General features: G+C 34.5%; 10 protein-coding genes. 6 read left to right on the forward strand and 4 right to left on the reverse strand.

The window, feature by feature from the left end; all coding sequences use genetic code 11:
* Positions 1-3 precede the first annotated feature (3 nt).
* Positions 4-957: a bifunctional helix-turn-helix transcriptional regulator/GNAT family N-acetyltransferase gene (locus ACWGOQ_RS02645; protein WP_452056999.1), complete on the reverse strand. Its 954-nt coding sequence runs from the start codon at positions 955-957 to the stop codon at positions 4-6.
* Between the two features lie 508 nt (positions 958-1465).
* On the opposite strand from ACWGOQ_RS02645, the gene ACWGOQ_RS02650 reads away from it, so the two are divergent.
* The 6 genes from ACWGOQ_RS02650 (at position 1466) to ACWGOQ_RS02675 (ending at position 17629) form a co-directional block, all read left to right on the forward strand.
* Positions 1466-1795, forward strand: a complete 330-nt coding sequence (locus tag ACWGOQ_RS02650; protein WP_452057000.1) for a hypothetical protein — start codon at positions 1466-1468, stop codon at positions 1793-1795.
* 88 nt (positions 1796-1883) lie between these two features.
* Positions 1884-2324, forward strand: coding sequence for a hypothetical protein (locus tag ACWGOQ_RS02655; RefSeq protein WP_452057001.1), 441 nt, complete (start codon positions 1884-1886; stop codon positions 2322-2324).
* Positions 2325-2373: 49 nt separating this feature from the next.
* Complete coding sequence (locus ACWGOQ_RS02660; RefSeq protein WP_452057002.1) at positions 2374-5826, forward strand: hypothetical protein; 3453 nt, start codon at positions 2374-2376, stop codon at positions 5824-5826.
* A gap of 29 nt (positions 5827-5855) precedes the next feature.
* Entirely contained in the window at positions 5856-7469 is a 1614-nt protein-coding gene (locus tag ACWGOQ_RS02665) for a hypothetical protein (protein WP_452057003.1), read from the forward strand.
* Between the two features lie 15 nt (positions 7470-7484).
* A complete protein-coding gene (locus ACWGOQ_RS02670; RefSeq protein WP_452057004.1) occupies positions 7485-15935 on the forward strand; it encodes a TorF family putative porin in 8451 nt (2816 codons plus the stop codon).
* A gap of 38 nt (positions 15936-15973) precedes the next feature.
* Positions 15974-17629 carry a glycoside hydrolase 64/thaumatin family protein gene (locus ACWGOQ_RS02675; RefSeq protein WP_452057005.1) on the forward strand — a complete coding sequence of 552 codons (1656 nt, stop codon included), beginning with the start codon at positions 15974-15976 and terminating at the stop codon, positions 17627-17629.
* 190 nt (positions 17630-17819) lie between these two features.
* Here ACWGOQ_RS02675 and ACWGOQ_RS02680 read toward each other — a convergent pair whose 3' ends face one another.
* The 3 genes from ACWGOQ_RS02680 to ACWGOQ_RS02690 form a co-directional block, all read right to left on the reverse strand.
* Positions 17820-18152 carry a DUF5713 family protein gene (locus ACWGOQ_RS02680; protein ID WP_452057006.1) on the reverse strand — a complete coding sequence of 111 codons (333 nt, stop codon included), beginning with the start codon at positions 18150-18152 and terminating at the stop codon, positions 17820-17822.
* A 443-nt stretch (positions 18153-18595) separates the two neighbouring features.
* The gene (locus ACWGOQ_RS02685; protein WP_452057007.1) at positions 18596-19072 is read right to left on the reverse strand and encodes a cupin domain-containing protein; all 477 of its coding nucleotides are present in this window, start codon (positions 19070-19072) and stop codon (positions 18596-18598) included.
* A gap of 99 nt (positions 19073-19171) precedes the next feature.
* On the reverse strand, positions 19172-20278 hold the full coding sequence (locus tag ACWGOQ_RS02690) for a TlpA family protein disulfide reductase (RefSeq protein WP_452057008.1): 1107 nt from the start codon (positions 20276-20278) through the stop codon (positions 19172-19174).
* Between the last annotated feature and the right edge of the window lie 10 nt (positions 20279-20288).

Raw genomic sequence — 20288 nt, forward strand, 5'->3', positions numbered from 1 at the left:
CTTTTAATTTATGATAAGTTCCATTTGAATATTACATCTTTTGTAAGGTGTATCGTGTCCTGAAATTTTTTGAAATCCGAGTTTTTCATAAAGCGACAATGCTGATGTAAGTATGGTATTGCTTTCAAGATAAATCCTTTTTGCTCCTAATTCTTTGGCTTTATTAATTATGGATTCTCCTAAAAGAGTACCTATTCCCTTACCTTGTGCTTTTGGTGAAACTGCCATTTTAGCAAGTTCGTAATCATACTTTTCGTCTTGTATTTTTACTAATGCGCAAACGCCTAGAACCGTATCGTTTTCGACAGCGACTAAAATTTCTCCACCATTTTTCAATATATAATTTTCTGGGTCGTTTAGAGCGTTTCTGTCCGCATCTTCCATTTCAAAATAGGTTGTAATCCATTGTTCATTGAGTTTCCTAAAATCATTTAGATGTTCCTTTTTGTAGTGTACTACAGCGATATTTTTTGACTCACGAATTTTCTTTTGTTCCAAAACTCTTTTGAATAGCGTTTCTTCTTTTAAGAGATATTCAAATTCTTGTATTGCGAGCCAAATATTGTGTTTTGTCTGTCCAAGTGCTTTCTTTATAGCATTTTCTACATCTATATATTGATTAGTTATTTTTTCAGAAATTTTATGCCCTTTTTCGGTAAGTGCGATATTATTTTTTCGCCCATCAGATTTATCTTTTTGCTCTTTGACCAGGCCAAAACCTGACATTTCACGAATGATTTTTATCACAGAAGGATGGGAATGACCAACCGCGTTTGCAATCGATGTAATTGGCATTGCATTTTTTTGATGTGATAAATAGTAAAAAAATGGAAACCAATTTGGTTTCAATTCCACTTCGTAGAGGTCGTAAATTTGTTGTGCGTCTTCGGTAACTTTCTGGCTCAAATTTCTTAACCTACTGCCTAAAGTCATTTCTCCAATTAAATCAAAATCCATATTATGTGTTATTGATTACGTAACTAGTTACAAATATAATTTAATATTGATAATATTCAAATAATTTTAATTCCTAGCTAAAGGTTTCTCAAAACGTCTTGTCCTGAAATATGGCTACAGGTTAAAATTGTCACGTTCTATAATACGGCTACAGTTACTATTAAAATCTAAGTGGCGTTTAGATACACGTGATTAGTTTTTTGTGTAGTTCTTAGTTTTTTTCATTTTAAACAACCGATAATAAATGATTTATGTTTTTTCATTTCTCCCTCATAACCCGAAGGTGACTGTTCGAGTCGAATTCCCATTATTAGGATAGCCATTAAAAATAATACTGTTTAAAATGTTTATTGTTTTATGAAAAATGCTAGTATTATTAATTTTAGGTATATATAATAAGTTTAAAATTTCCCTGCTTTTTTTTAAAAACAGGGGTTTTTACGGGGGTTATTAATAAAACTTTGATCGTAAATTTGGGTAAACAAATAATAAACCAAAAACATACATTATGTCTTATCCAGTAACTCAAGAATCGTTATTAGTAAATTCCATTACAGCAAATACGACTGTAGCAATTGTAAGTGGAATGCAGGTGTCTACAACTACATTTAATACTGCAGCAGGTCTATTAGGAACAATTACCTTAAGTCCGGTACAACCCACAGCAACAAATGTTGAGTTTAAGGCAGGTAGTCAAGTGTTACAAATTGCCAAAATTAATTTTCAAGCTGCATTCGGACTTGTTTCAGGAGAAGTAAGTTGCTCTGGATCTGCAACAGATCAAAATGGAGGCAATAATACACCATTTCAAAAGCAAATAGCTTCTTGGAGCAATTAAAGGCAGATACAAATAAAAATGAAATTGCATTTAGTTTATTGAATAGCTCTAAGTGCAATTTCATATCTTTGAGAGAGACACCTGTAACTTGAAAAGAGCTTTATCAATACTATTTTTTGTATGTATCCTATGCTGCATCTTTGCATGGTCTGATACTACAAATTTTAAACAAAGAGCTTCTTCTATACCAGTACCTCAGGAAGTCTTTCTTCAACCAGGAGATACTAATAGCAGGTATTTTGGTGATCTGAAGATAATGCTAATGCTTGATAAATCGGGAACCTATGTTAATTGCCAAATGTATTTGTCTACCGCACTGATAGGCGTACAAACATTAACTGCATCCCAAAACAAGTATCGTTTTGATCTTCAATTAGCAAATTATACAGCAGAAGGAAAGCTGATACTAACCCTCGACGATTCTCCTCAAGTTTCCAAAGTAAGTGGAAACTTTGAATACTCTGTAGCAATAAACAATGAGTCATTTACATTCAAAGGAGATATAATAGCCTGGCATGTAAGTGAGTAAATATTGAATATTGCTTTTTTAAGCTTTTCAATTATTTAATTACACACATATGGGGGCCTTAACTTTTTCAAATACTTCTTCAGGAAACTCTTCTCTATACCTTGCACCCAAAGACATTTTTTGGTGCGCATTTTTACTTCCAGAAGATAGAACGGTTGAAGCATCATCTATTACTTTTGAAGATACAGCACAATATGGAGGCTATTATTTATTTGCTATAAATACGCCAAAAGATGTATCCGCTTTTGTAACAAATGCCCAGGCATATTTTAAAAGTGTAGTAAAACCTTATCAAACAGGAGGAATTGCTTGGATACAATCTCCTGATGGACCTTTAAACTCTGATACTATACAATTAATCTATCTACAAGGTGCAACAAAGGGCTTTGCACTATTGCAGAACTATAGCTATAATTTTGGTAATAATTTTTCTACGCTCACTCTTTCTGCACTTAATGTATCTATTACGTTAGATACAACAAACAATCGTTTTGTAATTACAGGACCGCCAAACGGCTTTATTGTATTTAAAGCAAACAATATAGCTTCAAAAACAATACCTCATAATGGATTGGAAATCCCGTTAACAGGTTTGGCTATGGCTGGGATGCGTTTTATGGTGGGTTTAAATCATGGAATTGATTTTGATTCCTTTGATACCGCATTAAAATATTTTTATAACAATAATGATACCGGTGACTTAATGCAAATGAGTTACCCATTGTTTCAGGATGGTAGTCAGAATGATTATGTACAATTCCAAGCGAGTATTAATCCAATAGATTTACTTAATGAACAACAATTAAGCACGTATTTGGCATTTTTAGGCAAGAGCACTAATAATAACAATGATGAGGAAAAGGATACCGTAATGCCTTCTAATTTTAGATCTGATTATGGGATTCCGGTTCATCTATTACCTAATGTAGATACATCAACTCTTAATGGATCAGAAAATATACCTTCAGCGACAAGTTCAATGCTGGTTTTTTCGGAGCGAGCAATACACGATGATACAGACAATTGGTATACGATTCCATCAGGATATTTTACAATAGGTATCGATGCAGAAAACATCTCTTTTCTGGATGTTAATAATCAATTAAGAATATTATGTGGTCTTTCTGGAACAGAATCTATAAGTGTTACTGCAGAAACTACTGAAACCAAAGGAGATTACTTTGCTTTTATAGGTAAGAAACCCGCATATGTACCACAGTATCCAATACTCCAGCTAGGAAACAAAGTAGGAAGCAATACTGCTCAGCAATCACTTTCTGATACTTTTTGCACAGCTTGGATAGGCTTGGTTAGAAATAATGTTGCTAACGCATCTATAGTATACCATTCGCAACCACAAGGAAGCTCATTATACGCACCAAACAAGTCTGACAAAGAAAGTTTATTTCTTGATTATTATGTGGCAAACTCAGGAACGTTAAGTGATATAACAGAAGTAGCTTATTTTCCTATGGTAGGATATGGTCTTCATACCAAAGTACCTGTAACTGTAAGTGCTCAAAATTTTGAATTACAGATTTTAACACCAAGACGGAAAATAAATATTAGTAATGCTTTATCGAAACAAGCTTCGGATAGAGTATCAACACGAAATAAAAATAAGAGTAGCAATGTAGAATTAGATACTGCTAAGTTAGTAGATTCTACAAGTCCGCAAGGGTTTTTTATCCAGGTATCTGAAGAAACATTTACTTGGGAAAAAATGGAACTGGCAAGTAATCAATTTATCAAAAGTAATGGAGAGCTATCTCAAGTATACACATTGGCATTTAATGAGTTGAACGCAACACTACAGTCTTCATTCCAGACCAATCAACTATTTCTGGTAGCTTCTTCTGATGTGGATAATGTATTGGGGGATTTTGCAAATCAAATGGAAATTGAAGAATGGCCGTTTGATCTTAATGTGCCTAAACCAAATCCAGAACAACCTAATACTGGTCAGTATAGTAATATTGTCATTTTCAAATATTGTGATCAAACATTACAAGAACGTGTACAGAATATTCAATTTTGGACAAATCCCGAAGCATTTAATGATACTACTAATAATGGATTACCTAATCTCTCTAATTGGATTAATGATTATATTCAGAAAGGAATCGACAAATATAAGGAAGGAGATAATGATTATTACAAATTTTATACAGTAGCAACCGACCCGAATTGGAAAGGAGTCATCGCATTAAAAGTAGATATCTCACTGACCAATTTCCCTCCAGAACTACAAGGCCTGTTGGCAGGAATTAATTTAGATGAATTTAATGCACATCACTTTGGGATAGATTTGAGTGTGGTAAAAAATACTGCCGGTTCTATAGAGATGGAACCCACTAGTTCATTATTTGCTCTAATAGATTATGAAGATGATACCTATCAACAATATGATAGTAATATAACCGAGTATATGGCAAAAGCACCTATCAATACTTCTGTAGACTATGTGTACAATGTATTATTGCTTAAGGTGTTATTTACAAATTCAAAAATCATCAATTTCAATAGTTATATCGCTTTCACTATTAATAATTTATTTGGTGAAACTGTCAAACCTGATACCAGAGATAATTTATTGATTTTAGATGGAACGTATGAAAACCATAACGGTGTTCCTTCATACACCTTTAGTGCTACAGGAGATAATATACTACCGGTAGACAGTACGATCATAAGAGATGTAGAAATTCTCAAAGCGAATTTTGTTACTGCCGTGTCACAGGATGGCAGTAGTAGTGGAAATGTAGCATCCCGATTTTCATTTTTCGGATACGTTAATTTTTATGCATTAGAAGGATTTGATTTATTGTCTTTCGGAAGTGAAGAAGGAGAACCTCCTAATGGACAGGGAATTGCATTTTCTAATATGTATATTGATTTGACTTTTCCGCTGGATACTCCTACTAATCAAACATTTACATTCGATATTGCAAAAATGGCTTTTGATATTGGTAGCAGTACCGCCAGACAAGGTAGTTTATATCGGCATTTTCCACTACAATTAACAGGAATGGTGTCAGGAACAAAGGATAACAATCCAGCTTCTCAAGGATACCTTAATGTACAGTTACCGGCTTTAAAACAACAACAGCCCATTAGTGGAGATTGGTATGGACTTACTTTTAAGTTAAATATGGGAACGCTAGGATCACTAGCCAGTGCAGCTGGTTTTAACACCACATTTATGACCCCTTGGAACGTTGGTGGAACCGGCGCGGTTGCGGGATTAAAATTACCGGGAGTAAATCCACAAGCTCCGTCTTTAAGTCTACAAGGAGTTTTAAAGATGGATATTGGATCCATACGTATCGATATTGCTGAAGACAAGGTTTCTTACCTCATGAAAATTAACAATATCGCATTAAAAGTATTGAGCTTAACATTTCCACCTGGAGGGCAAATAGGATTCTTCCTATTCGGAAACCCATCAGAAACAGCACCTCCGGAAAGTTTAGGGTGGTATGCAGCGTATCTTAAAAATTAATGATTAATAACACTAAGAGAAATTGAATTATGTCTTTACTAAGTGTAGTACGAACTTTAATGACGAATGTTGGAAATGTTTTCGAATCAGAATTTGATGCACAGAAAATACTCGTAAGCAACTTTCTACAGAATGAAGAAAATAATATTATTAGACTTTATGTAGTAGATACAAGTGGATTGGGACATCAGGCAACTACTATTCTAATTATGAATAGGCTTATTACTTTAGGGTTTAATCATAATTTTCAATTGGTATATGACAATAGTAGTGGAGATAATAAAAGAAAACTGGCCAAACTGATTCCAGGATTCAATGCAGCAGGAGAAGACGTACAAACAGTGATTTTAAACGATAACACTTCAGTAAAACTTATAACATTAGCGTCGTTTATAACAAATATTGAAGAGTATCCAGTAGTTAATTTTGGGTTTACCGGAGGTTTTGATACAAATGCTACTAATCTAGCGAATAACCCTTCTCCTTCTAGTAAAGGAGTAAACGTAAATTTCTTTCTAAAATTACAACCATTTCAATGGAGTAAACAGAATGCGATCCAGCGACTAGGACAAGTAAATGGGGCATATATAATATTAGAAGATCAAGTTGCTCTTGGAGCAGCATCATTTAAGAAAAGAGGATATTTTGTAAATCCTCCTCAAGCTCCCCTTGATACAGATTTCGGGGACGATGCGACTAAGTTGGCTGCTTACAAAAAAATTATTGCAGCAACTACTGGTGAGGATGCTACAGTGAATTTAATGCCTGTTTACGGAATTGGAGAAAATCGTGATTTTGGTGGAGGTGTAGAAGCTAATCTCAATATAAAACCTGAAAATGTTCTACTATATCTTATTACAGGATTAAGATATGCACAGGAGTTTTCTGAAATTGGACACTTGCAGCAGGGAACAATTATTCTGAATATAGCTTTTGAAACTCCAGCAAGTTATGTGCGCTTAGATACTTATTTAAAAGGAATTGCTTCAGCAGATAGAAATCAAGGAATAGATCGATTAAACCAATTTGTAACCGATATAGGTGCCGTAGCCGGAGATATTACAGCTGCTAATGTTGAAGTTATTGATTATGCTGGAGGTAATGCAGAGTGGCTTCAGGCAAAAATCGATGCTTTGAAAAGTCCAGGAGGAGTGAATAAAGTACTACTTATTAAAATGGATGGCCTTCCATTACCAGCATTTGATTATATCTATAGTAAGAGTTCTGCATCCTGCTTATTTGAAGGGAAAGGAACGGCTAATCTGGTATTGAATTTAAATAAACCGTACTTAAATCTATTAAAAAATGCACAGAATGTATATCCCACATTACCCATAAATGCTGTAGAACATGGTCCCCAATCGGTTAGAAGTGAAATGGCTGCTAGAGGATTAAATGATTCCGCCATAACTACCAATGGTAAACTTCCGGCAGATGATTTGGTTTTAAATCCACCATCAGAAGGATTGACTCAAACAGGAATGTATAAAATTGCCAATTTCATCAAGGATGGGTATACAGATGATGGTGATACTCAACAATATTTTACCGCATTACAAACTTTTTGGCAAAATCAGCAAGAAGATAAATTATTTCAATCTCTATTGTTTTTCTTGTTTTATGTAAATGGATTAGACGAATAAATTAGTACCAACATTATGAATTCGACACAACTGACACAACTATATACCGATTTACAAAAACAAGTAAACGACCAGGATCAATTGATATTTGTTTCTGCAGCCGAAGCGGTAAAAATTCCCGAAACTGCGAGTGCATACAAGAGGTTTGTGCCCGATGAAAAGCTACGAATAGATGGTGTAGTAATTACAATGCCAGATGCAGATGCAATTTTAATAAACGGGACAACAGGATCGTTTGGTATTTCAAATAGCGGATGTACAGTAACCTTTTTTATCAAAAATGGAATATTATATTCTACAATGAATATTCTCATTATTGATGAAACTTTAGCATTACCAGGAGTGGATTGGTTTTCTATTGGAAAACCATTTTATAATGTAACTGTTCCTGAAGCAAAATTACCATTAGTTGGTTGGGTTGGCGGAACAGTAGAAACAGGTGTTCCTATAAAATTACAAATGGGATACCCTATTGTGAATGATATATGGTTATTTCAGGGATCCTTTAGTGAACCATTGCCAAATATATCTAACTTTTATCAGTTAATAGGAGGAGTTAATTTGGCAACTAGTTTACCACAGCCTTTTAGTACGCTTACCTCATTAAGCCTTAAAACTATTGATGTAAGCTATAATTCTGTGACAAGTAGTATGGATTATATGTCCGTTTCTATAGGAACACCTAGCGATTATACATGGCAATTACTTCCAGATCTGGCTGTAACGAATATCGAAATTAAAAGTTTAGTCTCTGGTTTTAACTCTTCTATAGCTTCGAATGTTAGCTTTACAATCACCGGCAACTTTACAATAGGCCCGGAAGGATCAAATAATGTAGCAGTCATAGCTAATGTGCCTAACTTTAAGGTAAGTGTCCAATTGCTAGATGGAACCATTCAATTGGGTGACTTACTTACCATGTTTTGGAGTGATGTAACTATTGATTTGAGTTCGGAAATAACAATATTCAATCTTTTGGTGGATCCCACGTCAAAAAACTATTCTTTGAATTGTAGCGTGAAATCAGATTGGACATTTTTATCAATATCTGATCCCAAGTTAGATTTTACAATGACAGGAATGTCATTAGAAATAGCAAGCCAACAAGGAACAGCATCAGGTAAATTTGCTGGTTTGTTCAATATTGGAGCAGATGAATCTACCAATAATCCAGGAGTAGATATTACCTTATTTGCCGGATACGCAGATAAAACATGGACTTTTGGTGGAAATACAGGAAAAGATCAGAAAATTTCATTGGTAGATATCGCATTTACCTTTTTAAAACCTTTCGGAATTGGAAGTATTCCAACTTGGGTTAGTAACGATGGAGTAGTGTTGGATATCAGTAATGTGTCCTTCTTGGCGACAGTACCAGATAAATCAACAAATAAACCTACTTCGTATCAAGTAGGAGGTACGGTAAACTGGCAGTTAAACTTCAGTAGTTTTAACTTAGATCTTACAGCAATTACAGATGTGACCTTTACTAATGGTAAAGCCGCAGGGAAAATAACATCCGCCACTACTTTACTAGGATTAACTTTTGATATTGGATATCAGTTTGGAGATAAAGAAGATGAAATCTACTTACAATGGGAAGGTATAAAAGCAAGCTATACCAAAAAAGATAATCAGGATATTTTTGCAGTTACTTTTAAGGAGATGTCGCTTGGTGATATCATTACTAAATTTATGGAGGCTATTATTCCTTCGTTTGAATTATCTGCACCGTGGAGTTTGTTAAATAGCATTAGTCTGGATGGCTTATCATTTACCTATACCAGAAACCTAAGTGATAGTACTAAAAATACTATAGTTATTTCATATGATAATGCTGTGGATTTAGGATTCTTAAACATTTCTAAAATCAAACTAACTAAGGATAATCAAGGGGTACATCTTGGTTTCGAGGGAACCTTCTTAGGATTAACAATTACTGCAGGAGATGAAACAACAGGAGCTTTAGCTGGTAAAGGAAGTAAGGTACAAGATATGCCAAGCGTACCCGGATTAGGAAGCCAGTTCTTCGATCTTAAGTTCTTAGGGATGGGACAGCACCTGGAATTGGCAAATAGTGCTTCTTTTAATTCTGTAGATGAAGCAATAACCGCTATGGAAAGCGCCTTTGATGATCCTAACAGTTCTCCAAATACGATTCCTATCAAAGCTGGAACCACCGGACCATTGGTATTCAATCAAAACTCAGATTGGTTGATTGGGGCTGATTTTACCGTAGCGCAGTTTTATAGAATGGCATTCGTGTTTAATGATCCTAATCTATATGGATTGGTCATTGGGGTTTCAGAAAAAGCCGAGTTTTTAAAGAATTTACAGTTTGAAATTCTATATAAAAAAATCAATGATACTATAGGAGTTTATCAAATAGAATTACAACTACCAGATGTATTCAGGCAGCTAGAATTTGGTGCAGTATCCATTACATTGCCTAATATTGGGGTGAAAATTTATACCAATGGTAATTTTTATCTGGATATAGGCTGGCCGGAAAGTATTACCAATTTTTCCAGGTCATTTACCTTACAGATGTTTCCATTCATAGGATCAGGTGGATTCTATTTTGCATCGTTAACCGGAGCGACAGCTACTGATTTACCAGCAGTTCAGAAAGGAGTATTTAATCCTGTTATAGAAGCTGGAGTGGCGATTTCTGTAGGTTTAGGAAAAACAATCAATAAAGGAATCCTGAAAGCAGGACTTTCCTTAACTGCGATAGGAATTTTTCAGGGAACGTACGCGTCGTTTACGCCAAATCCTAATTTGCCAAATGGATTATCAAATGAGACAGATACTTACTATAGGTTTGCAGGAACACTAGCTTTAGTCGGAAAAATCTATGGAGAGGTGAATTTTGCAATTATCTCGGCCTCATTTGATATTACCGCATATATCCAGGTAACATTTATCATAGAAGCATACAGAGCGATCCCTGTTACTTTTGAAGCAGGCGTGAGCGTAAGTCTAAGTGTGAAAATAAATCTTGGATTATTTAAGATAACCATTCATCTAAGTTTCAGTACTACGATTACCGCTTCATTTGTTATAGGCTCTGATACGACTCAAAACTCACTATGGTATAAAGTGGATCACACAGATCAGCTTTTTGCTAAAAAAGCATTATTCCTGGCCTCAACAGCTCCAACTATTCTAAAATGGCAGCCAATAGAAATTGATACTGAAGAAACCTTTGGTCTAGACTTATATTTTGTACCACATTTAACGGTGTCAGGAGAAACATTAACGAACATCACACCAGGGCCACAATATGTAGGGATGTTATATATTGATACAGGCACAACAAATCCAGGAAGTTTTACGCAGTTTGGAATGAATGCATTGGCGACAGGAGCTTTATATTGGGCGGCAAATGCAATTGTAGGAAGTAGTCAAAGTAGTACAAAATTAAGTTGGTTAAAGGAACAAACTATTACTACTGATGAACTACATCAAATGTTATGCTATATAGAAACGCGCCCCAATAATGCTGCGCCTTTTAACTATAAAAACACTTCGGGTAATGATATAGAAACATTTTTAAAAGCATTTTTTACCGTTCAGATTTCAGCAGTGGATGCCAGTAAGGATACAGATATGTCGGCGGCTGTATTTCCAATTTTTCCAGAACTACAAATGCAGACCGTACTTAATGGAGTTGATGGAGATTTAATTGATTTTGCAACACAGTCAATGACAGGTACACAACGGTATCTTGAGGACGTAACCAAACTATTGAAATCTCTAAGTGTTGCTTACGAAAGTGCGGCTACAGCAAGCCATTATGCACCTTCGGATTGTGAGAATGTTTCTGATCCGGATTATGAGGAACAGCCAGACTTGTCTATGCCAACGTTCATTTTTACAGATTTTATAGCATTGGTAGTGAAACAGTTGCTACAGAATGCATTAGATTATCTAAATGCTCAGGGAGAAACTTCCATGAAAGTTTCTGATATGATAACAGAAGTGATAACTACTGAGAATGTCGGACAATTGAATGGGATGGCTTCCAGATTTATGTTGCATGGATTACGATTACCAGAACCACCTACTGTTGATTCTGGTGTGACCGAACCGTTGTATGTGTTAACAGGACAACAATGGACCGTATCTGATAAAATAAAGACCACAGATACATATCAGGTTAATTTATTAAACAGTGGTGCTGCTTGGATAAACTTTATAAAACCTATTGATGGTAAACTGGAAGTTATTATAGATTCGGATGCAATACAAAGAACTATTAATCTTAGAACTAATGTATTAGATCCTTCTATAATATCAGGATATCCTAAGGCGATAACCAATTTCAAAGATACACCTCAAAATTTCTCTTTAGGAGGGAATACAGAATGGAATTACCCTGGTGATTTCTTTAACGGAATCGTAACAAAACCAACCTTATGGAAGACACCATCCAATTTTAGAGCAGAACTACAACAAAATAGTAAGGTACTGGATTTTAGTTTAAAAACCTTAACACCTGATGGAGACACAACCAAGCAGGGAACAATTGATAACTTAAAATGGGCAACGTCATTAAATGTGAATGTTCAAAGAGTTACGGCGCAGGATCTTTTAGATACTCCATTAGCTGGTAATATATATAATTTGGTTGGAGCTGATGATGCCAGTATCAATATATTGGAAGATATACTGACCTATATGAATAAGAACCAGGGCGGCAGTGACTCATTTATTGAACAGATTCAGTTTTTAATGAAACCCGATCCGGCTACTGGAAAATCAGGTTTTGTATCTTCAGAAAATGGAGCATTAAATGCTGCAATTATACAAGCTAATTTGTCTACAGAAACTAATCCAGGAGGAACGGTGGCTTTTGCAAAAATGGTATCAGAAACACCGCAATACAATACATTAAACGACCCGGGAGATTTTGCTACCCTATTATGGGAGTGCAGTATTGTTCGATCAGGAGGTTTTTATTTCTATTATATTACACCAGAAGATGCTAAAGGATTACCAGATTATTTATTTAGTGAATCCGGTGTTGCAAGTATACAAATGGTGATCACATATGCAAACTTTATTCCACAACCATTTGTAAATGGAGTAATCACGGGAGATGATTTAGATTTTTCTAAAACCGCAGTGTATGCACAATCACCCGATGTTACAGTGCTGGTGCCAACATTAATGCCAGGAAATGTAGGATATGAACTTTCCAGAAATAATCCAGGAGATTTTGATCCAACCCAAAATCCACCAACAACGCCAGAAGATCAGGTATACCTACAGAATCAATTTAATTTATTGGGTGTTAGTTTGCCTACGATTACGGTATATCAAAATTATATGCCAGCCGGACCGACAGATCCAATGAGTCAGGAAGATATTCAGAATGCTAAAGCAGGCAACGCTCCAGCGTCTGATCCATCAGGTCCCTGGAATTATAATTCTGCAATTCCATACTATAAATTTGTTCAGGGAGCAAATGATGATCCTGATTATCCAAATCCATATGCAGGTATAGGAACGGATGTTGCCATGTCATTAAATTGGCAAGATATGTTTGGTAATACTCCAACAACCGAAGTAAATCCGCTTTCGGTTTCTATGAAATCATTATACACTGATACGATACTTTCCGTTTCTCAATGGCCTTCTGTTTCTAGTTTTTATCTATTTGAAGAAAAAACAGGTATACCAGAATTATTTATTAGTTTTTGTTTTGATGTATCCCGATATAATGATGGAACTTCTGGTGCGTTGAATAATGCCACGGTAGATTTGGTAACCTACATGAACTTATTCTATCAGCTAGGTTCTGGTGATATGGTAATGAATTTTACATCAACAATTCAAGGAACAAAAGAAACCCCAGAAGGATTCAGAAAAGATATTGATATAGCTGCGTTATCCAGTGCATTTATACAACCAGTTATTAACTATTTAAAAGCAATTGTAGGCGGAGATTCTAGTCCCGATGCTTCTGCAATTCCGATTCCATATACTATTTCAGGTGCTATAGCTTCCGATAGTATTGCAGATTATAATGATAGTATTCCTCTCTTGGTACATATCAATATGAATCGTACAAAAAATATTGATCCTAATTTTGAAGAAGCTTTAGGAGTAGCAAATGCTACAACCGGGGTGAAACCACAAGCCCAATCATTCGCCTGTGGAACAGAACCAAATAGCGCATTGGGCTTGTCTTATTTTGCAGGGCTTTTTGAAACTGCATTTACAAACCAGCCAGCAGAAGGAATTCTTATTAAAATAGCAACAGCTTCAGATGTAGAAGAGAACACTGATGCTTCTGATCCAAGCGGTCCTATCTGGATGGTACGATTTGATAGTAAGGGAGTAAAAGGAATTAAATATACCTATGATAATTCTAAAGCATATTTCTTTTCTCCAATACCACTGGCGACAAGTTTGGTATCATTAAATACAAAAATTAATCAATACCAGACTGGTAAACCATATCCGTCTGGTACAGCAGTGACTCAAAATTTCTCTGGAATAGATTTAGATGATTGGGGTAAACAATTCCTAGAAGCATTTGATTCTTTCTTAGCTCCCGGACTTGCAGTTCCTGCTTTTTTATTAGACAATGGAAAAATACTGGAAGATATTCTGGATAGTAAAGAAGATCTTGCGGAAGCGATCGAAGGAACTATAGATTACATTATTGATGTTGCCGATAAATCAGCTGCCAATATTGGTAATGCACAGGAAAAATGGAAACAGGAAATCCTAAAAGAGCTATCAGCAACATATAAGTATTCTGCTGCGATTCAGACACCGGTTACTATTAATTCCTCCTGGGATGAGTCGAATGCAGATCCTGTGGATGGAACTTCTACAACACCCAAGTTATATGGAAATATGGTAGGTGATGAACCTACAGTTCCTGACGAAGGGAGCACGATACAGCCTTCTACAGAATATTCATTATCCACCTCAAAGCTACCGATGGGTAATGGAGATTCTTGGCTAACCTATATGTTTGAGTCTAAAGACACTTCCGAATTTCGAAATTTCCAGTTTGGTAATATGCAGTATAAAGTGAGTCACTTAGAACAACAAATACATGCAATTGATGGCATTGACGGATATACTGCTTCTACCTGGTTAACATTTATAATTCCTCTGGATGCTGATCTTAGTGATGTAGGACAAATTATAATACCAATTCCGTTACGTGCATATCCTACACCACCATCTGTTACGGCTCAAGGTATAAATTATCCTACAGTCGAAGAAGTTAAAACATTACAAGATGCACGAACCTGGGATTTTATATATACTTATAAAAATGCAATAGCAGCTCAAGATACTATAGAGACTCAGATAGAATTAAACATTCCAGGAGATGATATGATGAGTGCAAAAATGGCTAAAGCTACATCTGTAACTCTAGATATAGCCCTGGCACAATTTATAGAAGTCTACCCGCAGATTAATGATGATTTTAAATCATATTTAGCAAACTTAACGCAAAAAGATGTCACTGAAAAATCTACTATATACACGAATGCTTTATATGCAGTAGAAGCATTTAAAACTATAGTAAGTCAGGTGGCAGAGGCTTGGAAAAGTTGGAATCAAGTAAACCCAAGAAAACCTCAGGCTATGTTAAAGTCTGAAGCTTTTGCTGCGGTACAAGAATCGATATTATTGAATTTTACAGTTATTGAAACAGGAGCAAAAAATTCAGGCAATCTAAATGTTCGGGTAATTCCAAATAGTCAAAATCCAATGGATCAAATTCCAATGATCAATATTCCTGGATATACAGCGACTAATATTGGTAACAATACATATGACTATTATAAGACGAATAATGATGGAGTAAAAATATACCTTTCATATGGAGATAGAAATATACAACCGTTGAGAGAAGTTGTTCTTAATGACTTAGATATCCTAAACACCCAGAATGCCTGGGGAGGAGCTCAAATTATTCGCAATATGGATTTATTACCAAATAATTCAGATAGTTGGCAACCAACCAACAAGCATTTCTTGTATCAAACACCATTAGTGAGATTTTATACAAAACTAATCACTTTACTAAGTGATAAAACGACGATAGATATAGCTGCTATAGCTACTAAAGAATATCCAGTTTCTGCGAATAGATCTTTAGCAGATAACATGTTGGCATTATTTGATTCGTTTACAACTGGAGTAGATGCAGCTTCATTACATATGAAATTATCAGTAGATTATACATATTTAATTCCTAATACGGAGTTTCCGGTTACAGTTCCAGTGCTGCTCACTACACCTTTTGATTTAGCAACTACGGATAATGGAACTTCATTTGCAAATTCTTTAGCATCAAGTATGAATGATTGGTTAAAAGCAAATATTATTAGTACACCAAATGGAACATTTACTTTCGAAATAGATGTTTTCTCATCATTAGATGCTAATACATTAATCTTTCAGTTACCACTCAGTTTAGCAATGTGAATACCTAATTAGATAGAAAAAATAACCTAAAAAAAAGAATGAATTCATTTATCGGAATTTGGACAGATCAAAAAAATACAACTATCTCTATAACAAAAGTAACAGAGACTACTTCTGCACTTACAGTATCTATTTGTTATAACAATGGCCGCGGACCTTTTACAGGTGTTATTCAAACTGCCTCGGATCAAATAATAGTCGTAAATTTTTCAGATGATACTGGAAATATCACAGGAACGCTATCAACAGATAAATCAAGTATCAGCTGGAGTAATCAAACTACCTGGAAAAAGGTGGCATCGGCACTGGCTGTTACATTTAAAAACAATAGTGGTTTAGCTTCTACAACACCAATTCATATTGGTTTCTTTGCAGGAACTCCTCCTACAGGACAAGCTGGAACTCCTTTTTCTGTATTTAATACAGCAACGGGAGAGAGTCTGAGCCCTATCGATAATGACTCTGGAACCTATCCATCTACCGGAAATTGGTATACGCTTACTGAATTATCAAAAGGAGTAACTATAACTTCTTTTAGTGGGCGTATTTATGTGTGTTATAATACTCCTTGGTCACCACAATACAAAAATTACGAACCCGGACAAGCTGTTACAGATCCCAATTTCTTCTTACGTTATGATAAAATGGAAATGACCTTTACAGGAAATCCAAATGACGTTGCAGACTTGACCAGCATAGACTATTGGAGTATACCAATGACATTGAACACATATCTGGATTCGAGTTCTTCCATAACTCCAGTTCAAACAGTATCTGGTTTTCTACAAGGAGTAACGGCAGTATCGATTTATGATAAACTAAAGCAATTAACGACACCTACCGTTTCAGGCCTTGCGGGACCTGGGGGTATTGATGGCAAACCGCTACCTGCATTAGTTCCTGGCGATTTTAAAAAATATCCTAAAGGACCTACTCCTCTTACAAGTTTTGCTAGAATTATTGGGCCATCATCATATCCACCAGCATATCCGTTACCAGGAGCTATTCCTGTTACACCGTATGATCTATTTCATAATTACCTAACTTTTTTACATACAGAATTTGGACCATCCACGAAGAAGGGAGCTACTATTCCTTCTTTAGGGAAAGGAGTAATCGCAACAATACAAGGAAAATTTGCTGGTGTTGGACCTAATGTTCCTTCAACTGGCCCTCAAAGCAAACAAACCTATGATCTTACTGCTACGATTGATGATAATCTGGATATATTGCTTACGGGTTCGGTTAGTAGTGTTACGGGTACAACAACAATACTTTACAAGAGTGATGATCTGATGAATCCTGAAGGGATTTATGGAGGTAATACTCCATATCATCTTAATGGATCAACTGCTGCTCAAGCCCCAGGAAACGACGTATATGGATGGATTGGCGGTGATCTTTTTTCAGGTTTTAGTATTGGTGCGTTAGGTAGTTCCACAAACATTAATGGTACTATGGCTGGTGCAATGCCAAGCCAAGATTGGTTTACTATTTCTTCCTCTTATTTTTTTAGTGGATTACAACCAAATAATGATACGAACTACAATCGATGGGCAGCTACATTATCAGAACTTTCTAACGCATACAACTTTGCCTTCACGGATCGTTTTGCACATGTGTTAGCTAGTTTAAACCCAGCTACTATTGATACACTAGAAATCGAATTATTAAATACAACTAATGTTTTGTAAATTTTAAAATAGTATTTTTTGTATGCATATTTCAGGATGGATCAGAATGTTCCATCCTAAATAACCGTTACAGTTTTTCGAAAAGCTAGTTTTAATTTTAAAAGCTCTGAGTGTTTAAACTCTCAGAGCTTTTGGTTTTTCAGGAGTTAATATTCATCGGTTGTCTAGACCTTAATTGATTAAAAATTCATTACCAGTTCCTTGTTGCTATTAGTTCTTCAATAGTAGCATCAAAACCATAAGTTTTTGAAATGAATTCAAAATTTGAACCTAGACACTCTATGGCACCGATTTCAATTTCACTATTGTTTTCAAAGAATTCATCCTCTATATCATTTATCCTATCGGTAGCACTATGATTATCAGTTTTATCAAAAAATGAATGCAAATCAAATTGATAATTATTTAATACAAGCTCACCTCCATTTGTTTCAATCATTCTTTCTTTGAATTCCTTCGGAAACTCTACACATAATTCAGATTCTGTATTACTTATATATTTTTCATCTATTGGGAAAGGCATACTTGTTAATGTCTTTAATTATCGTTTATTTGAACTTTTGATTTTAAAAAAATAAGGGCAAATCCTAAGATAAACAAAATCGGTCCAGAGATAAGCAAGACATATAATCCAGACCAATGAAGTATTTTAAATAATACTCCTAAACCAAAGAATGAAATTCCTAGAATTGATAATACTATTCCTATAATTCTTAATTTATTCATCGTTTTACTGAACTATTATTGTGTTTATTCTGAATCAGTTATTGCTTTCTTTATCTCTTACTCATACCGCTACGAAGTTGCAAACTTCGCAGAGCTGGCGCTATAGTTACTATTTTTCTCATAGTGTTTTTTTCATCGTTTTATTAAACTTTTAAAGGTTTGGATATGTGTAGTACGACATTACTTCATATCTGGTATTATACGCTTGCTTTTTGGTTCAAGTGTCTGGATTTAATAATTTCAATTACTTTTTAGCTTTTCGGCTACGTCATTGTAATATTCTTGTGTTAGAACTTCAGTCCAAGTTGTTGGTTGTCCACCTCCATATAAAGCTAAATAGGTTACATCACTAATCCTGGTTGAGGAATGCCAATGTTCGATATTTTTCTCACATTTAATTACATCACCTTCTTTTAGAATTACAGGCTCATTTCCTCTCTCTTGATAATATGCTTCTCCATCTACAATTATTAAGACCTGTACGGAACTATGTTTATGCCAGTCTAATGTCGAATTGGCTTTAAAGGTTGCTTTTGTGATATTATAACCTAATTCTTTGTCATCGTGAATAATAGCCGTCAACCAAGCTTCTCCTATATAATGGGTATTTGGTGCTTTTATACCTTCTGTCTGATATGAGGAAACTTGATATTCTGAATTTTGGGCAAATACAGAAACTGAGAACAGAATAAACAGGAAGAAAATTGAATTTTTCATTTTTATATCTTTTTACGTATTTATTTTTTGATCATCGTTTTATTGAACTTTTAAAGTTTATATTAACTCTGCACTATATTTTATGCATAGGCAACGTTTTTATTCCCGAATTAATTCTTCAATATCTTTTTCAATTTGAGTTGAAAATCCGTGATATTCTTTTAGAATTATTCCATTCTTGTCAATTAAAAAATACCTTGGCCAACTATTCACGCTAAATGTTTTTTTTAACTCTTTATTTCCAATTAAATTTAAAAAAGTAGTTCCTTTTTTCTTAACTAATTTTATTGCATTTCCCTTATCTTCCGTAACTATTCCAATAATATTTAAATTAGAAGAAAACTTATTTTTTAAATTATCAACTTTTGGAAATGAAGCAACACAAGGTCCACACCAAACTTCCCAAAAGTCAATTAATGTAACTTTGTCTGTTTGTATTTTTACCGTTTCGTTTTCGTTAAACAAGTTCTTTAAGGATATTGATGGTAATTGTTTATTTAAAAGTTTGTTCGGTTTTGATTCCTCTTCTTTAATTAACTCTAATTGATTTAAGTCTTGAATATATTCAGTTATATTTTTGTCAATATTTTCGTTGATTTTTAAATTATCAAAAACATATATATTTGTTTGTTTACCTCCAAAACTTGGTTGTAACGAAGTCGTTACTTTGATTGGTAAAAATGTCTCCTTACTTAATTCTAACTTTTTTGTTTTATGGGTTATTTCGTTTTTTAAATCATCTTCAAATTCATAGTTTATATTAAAACTATTTTCTGTTTCTAAAATCTCAACGCTTTTGTAATTATCTTCTAATCTGAATAAATCCTTATAAATCATTTGTCCACCAGGACTTCCCAAAAAATGTAGCCCTCCTTTTTCTTGTCTAAAATTATTTTTCTCATTTGAAATTTGAAATCCAATTCCATCTTTGTAAATAGCAGATTTATTAATATCATCCCTTATTCCATAAAATGAAAATCCAAAGATTGTATCATTAGGTTCTTTCTCAATAACAGCAAAACCTTTGTTGTTCCAAATATTTCCGTCTGAAAATGTCATTATATTCTGAACATTATATTGGATTTTGTTAATATTTTGAACACTTTTATTGAATTCTTTTGATAAATATTGTATGTCAACTTTTTCCTGTTTTTTACAATTTACAAGTAAAATAGATGTTAATAAGACGATTAAAATTCTCTTCATAGTTTTTTTC

The sequence above is a fragment of the Aquimarina ulvae genome (assembly GCF_053613295.3).

Coding starts and splice junctions, on each gene's coding strand:
- ACWGOQ_RS02685 (WP_452057007.1), bottom strand. CDS start 19,072: ATGAAAAATTCAATTTTCTTCCTGTTTATTCTGTTCTCAGTTTCTGTA.
- ACWGOQ_RS02690 (WP_452057008.1), bottom strand. CDS start 20,278: ATGAAGAGAATTTTAATCGTCTTATTAACATCTATTTTACTTGTAAAT.
- ACWGOQ_RS02650 (WP_452057000.1), top strand. CDS start 1,466: ATGTCTTATCCAGTAACTCAAGAATCGTTATTAGTAAATTCCATTACA.
- ACWGOQ_RS02665 (WP_452057003.1), top strand. CDS start 5,856: ATGTCTTTACTAAGTGTAGTACGAACTTTAATGACGAATGTTGGAAAT.
- ACWGOQ_RS02645 (WP_452056999.1), bottom strand. CDS start 957: ATGGATTTTGATTTAATTGGAGAAATGACTTTAGGCAGTAGGTTAAGA.
- ACWGOQ_RS02670 (WP_452057004.1), top strand. CDS start 7,485: ATGAATTCGACACAACTGACACAACTATATACCGATTTACAAAAACAA.
- ACWGOQ_RS02680 (WP_452057006.1), bottom strand. CDS start 18,152: ATGCCTTTCCCAATAGATGAAAAATATATAAGTAATACAGAATCTGAA.
- ACWGOQ_RS02675 (WP_452057005.1), top strand. CDS start 15,974: ATGAATTCATTTATCGGAATTTGGACAGATCAAAAAAATACAACTATC.
- ACWGOQ_RS02660 (WP_452057002.1), top strand. CDS start 2,374: ATGGGGGCCTTAACTTTTTCAAATACTTCTTCAGGAAACTCTTCTCTA.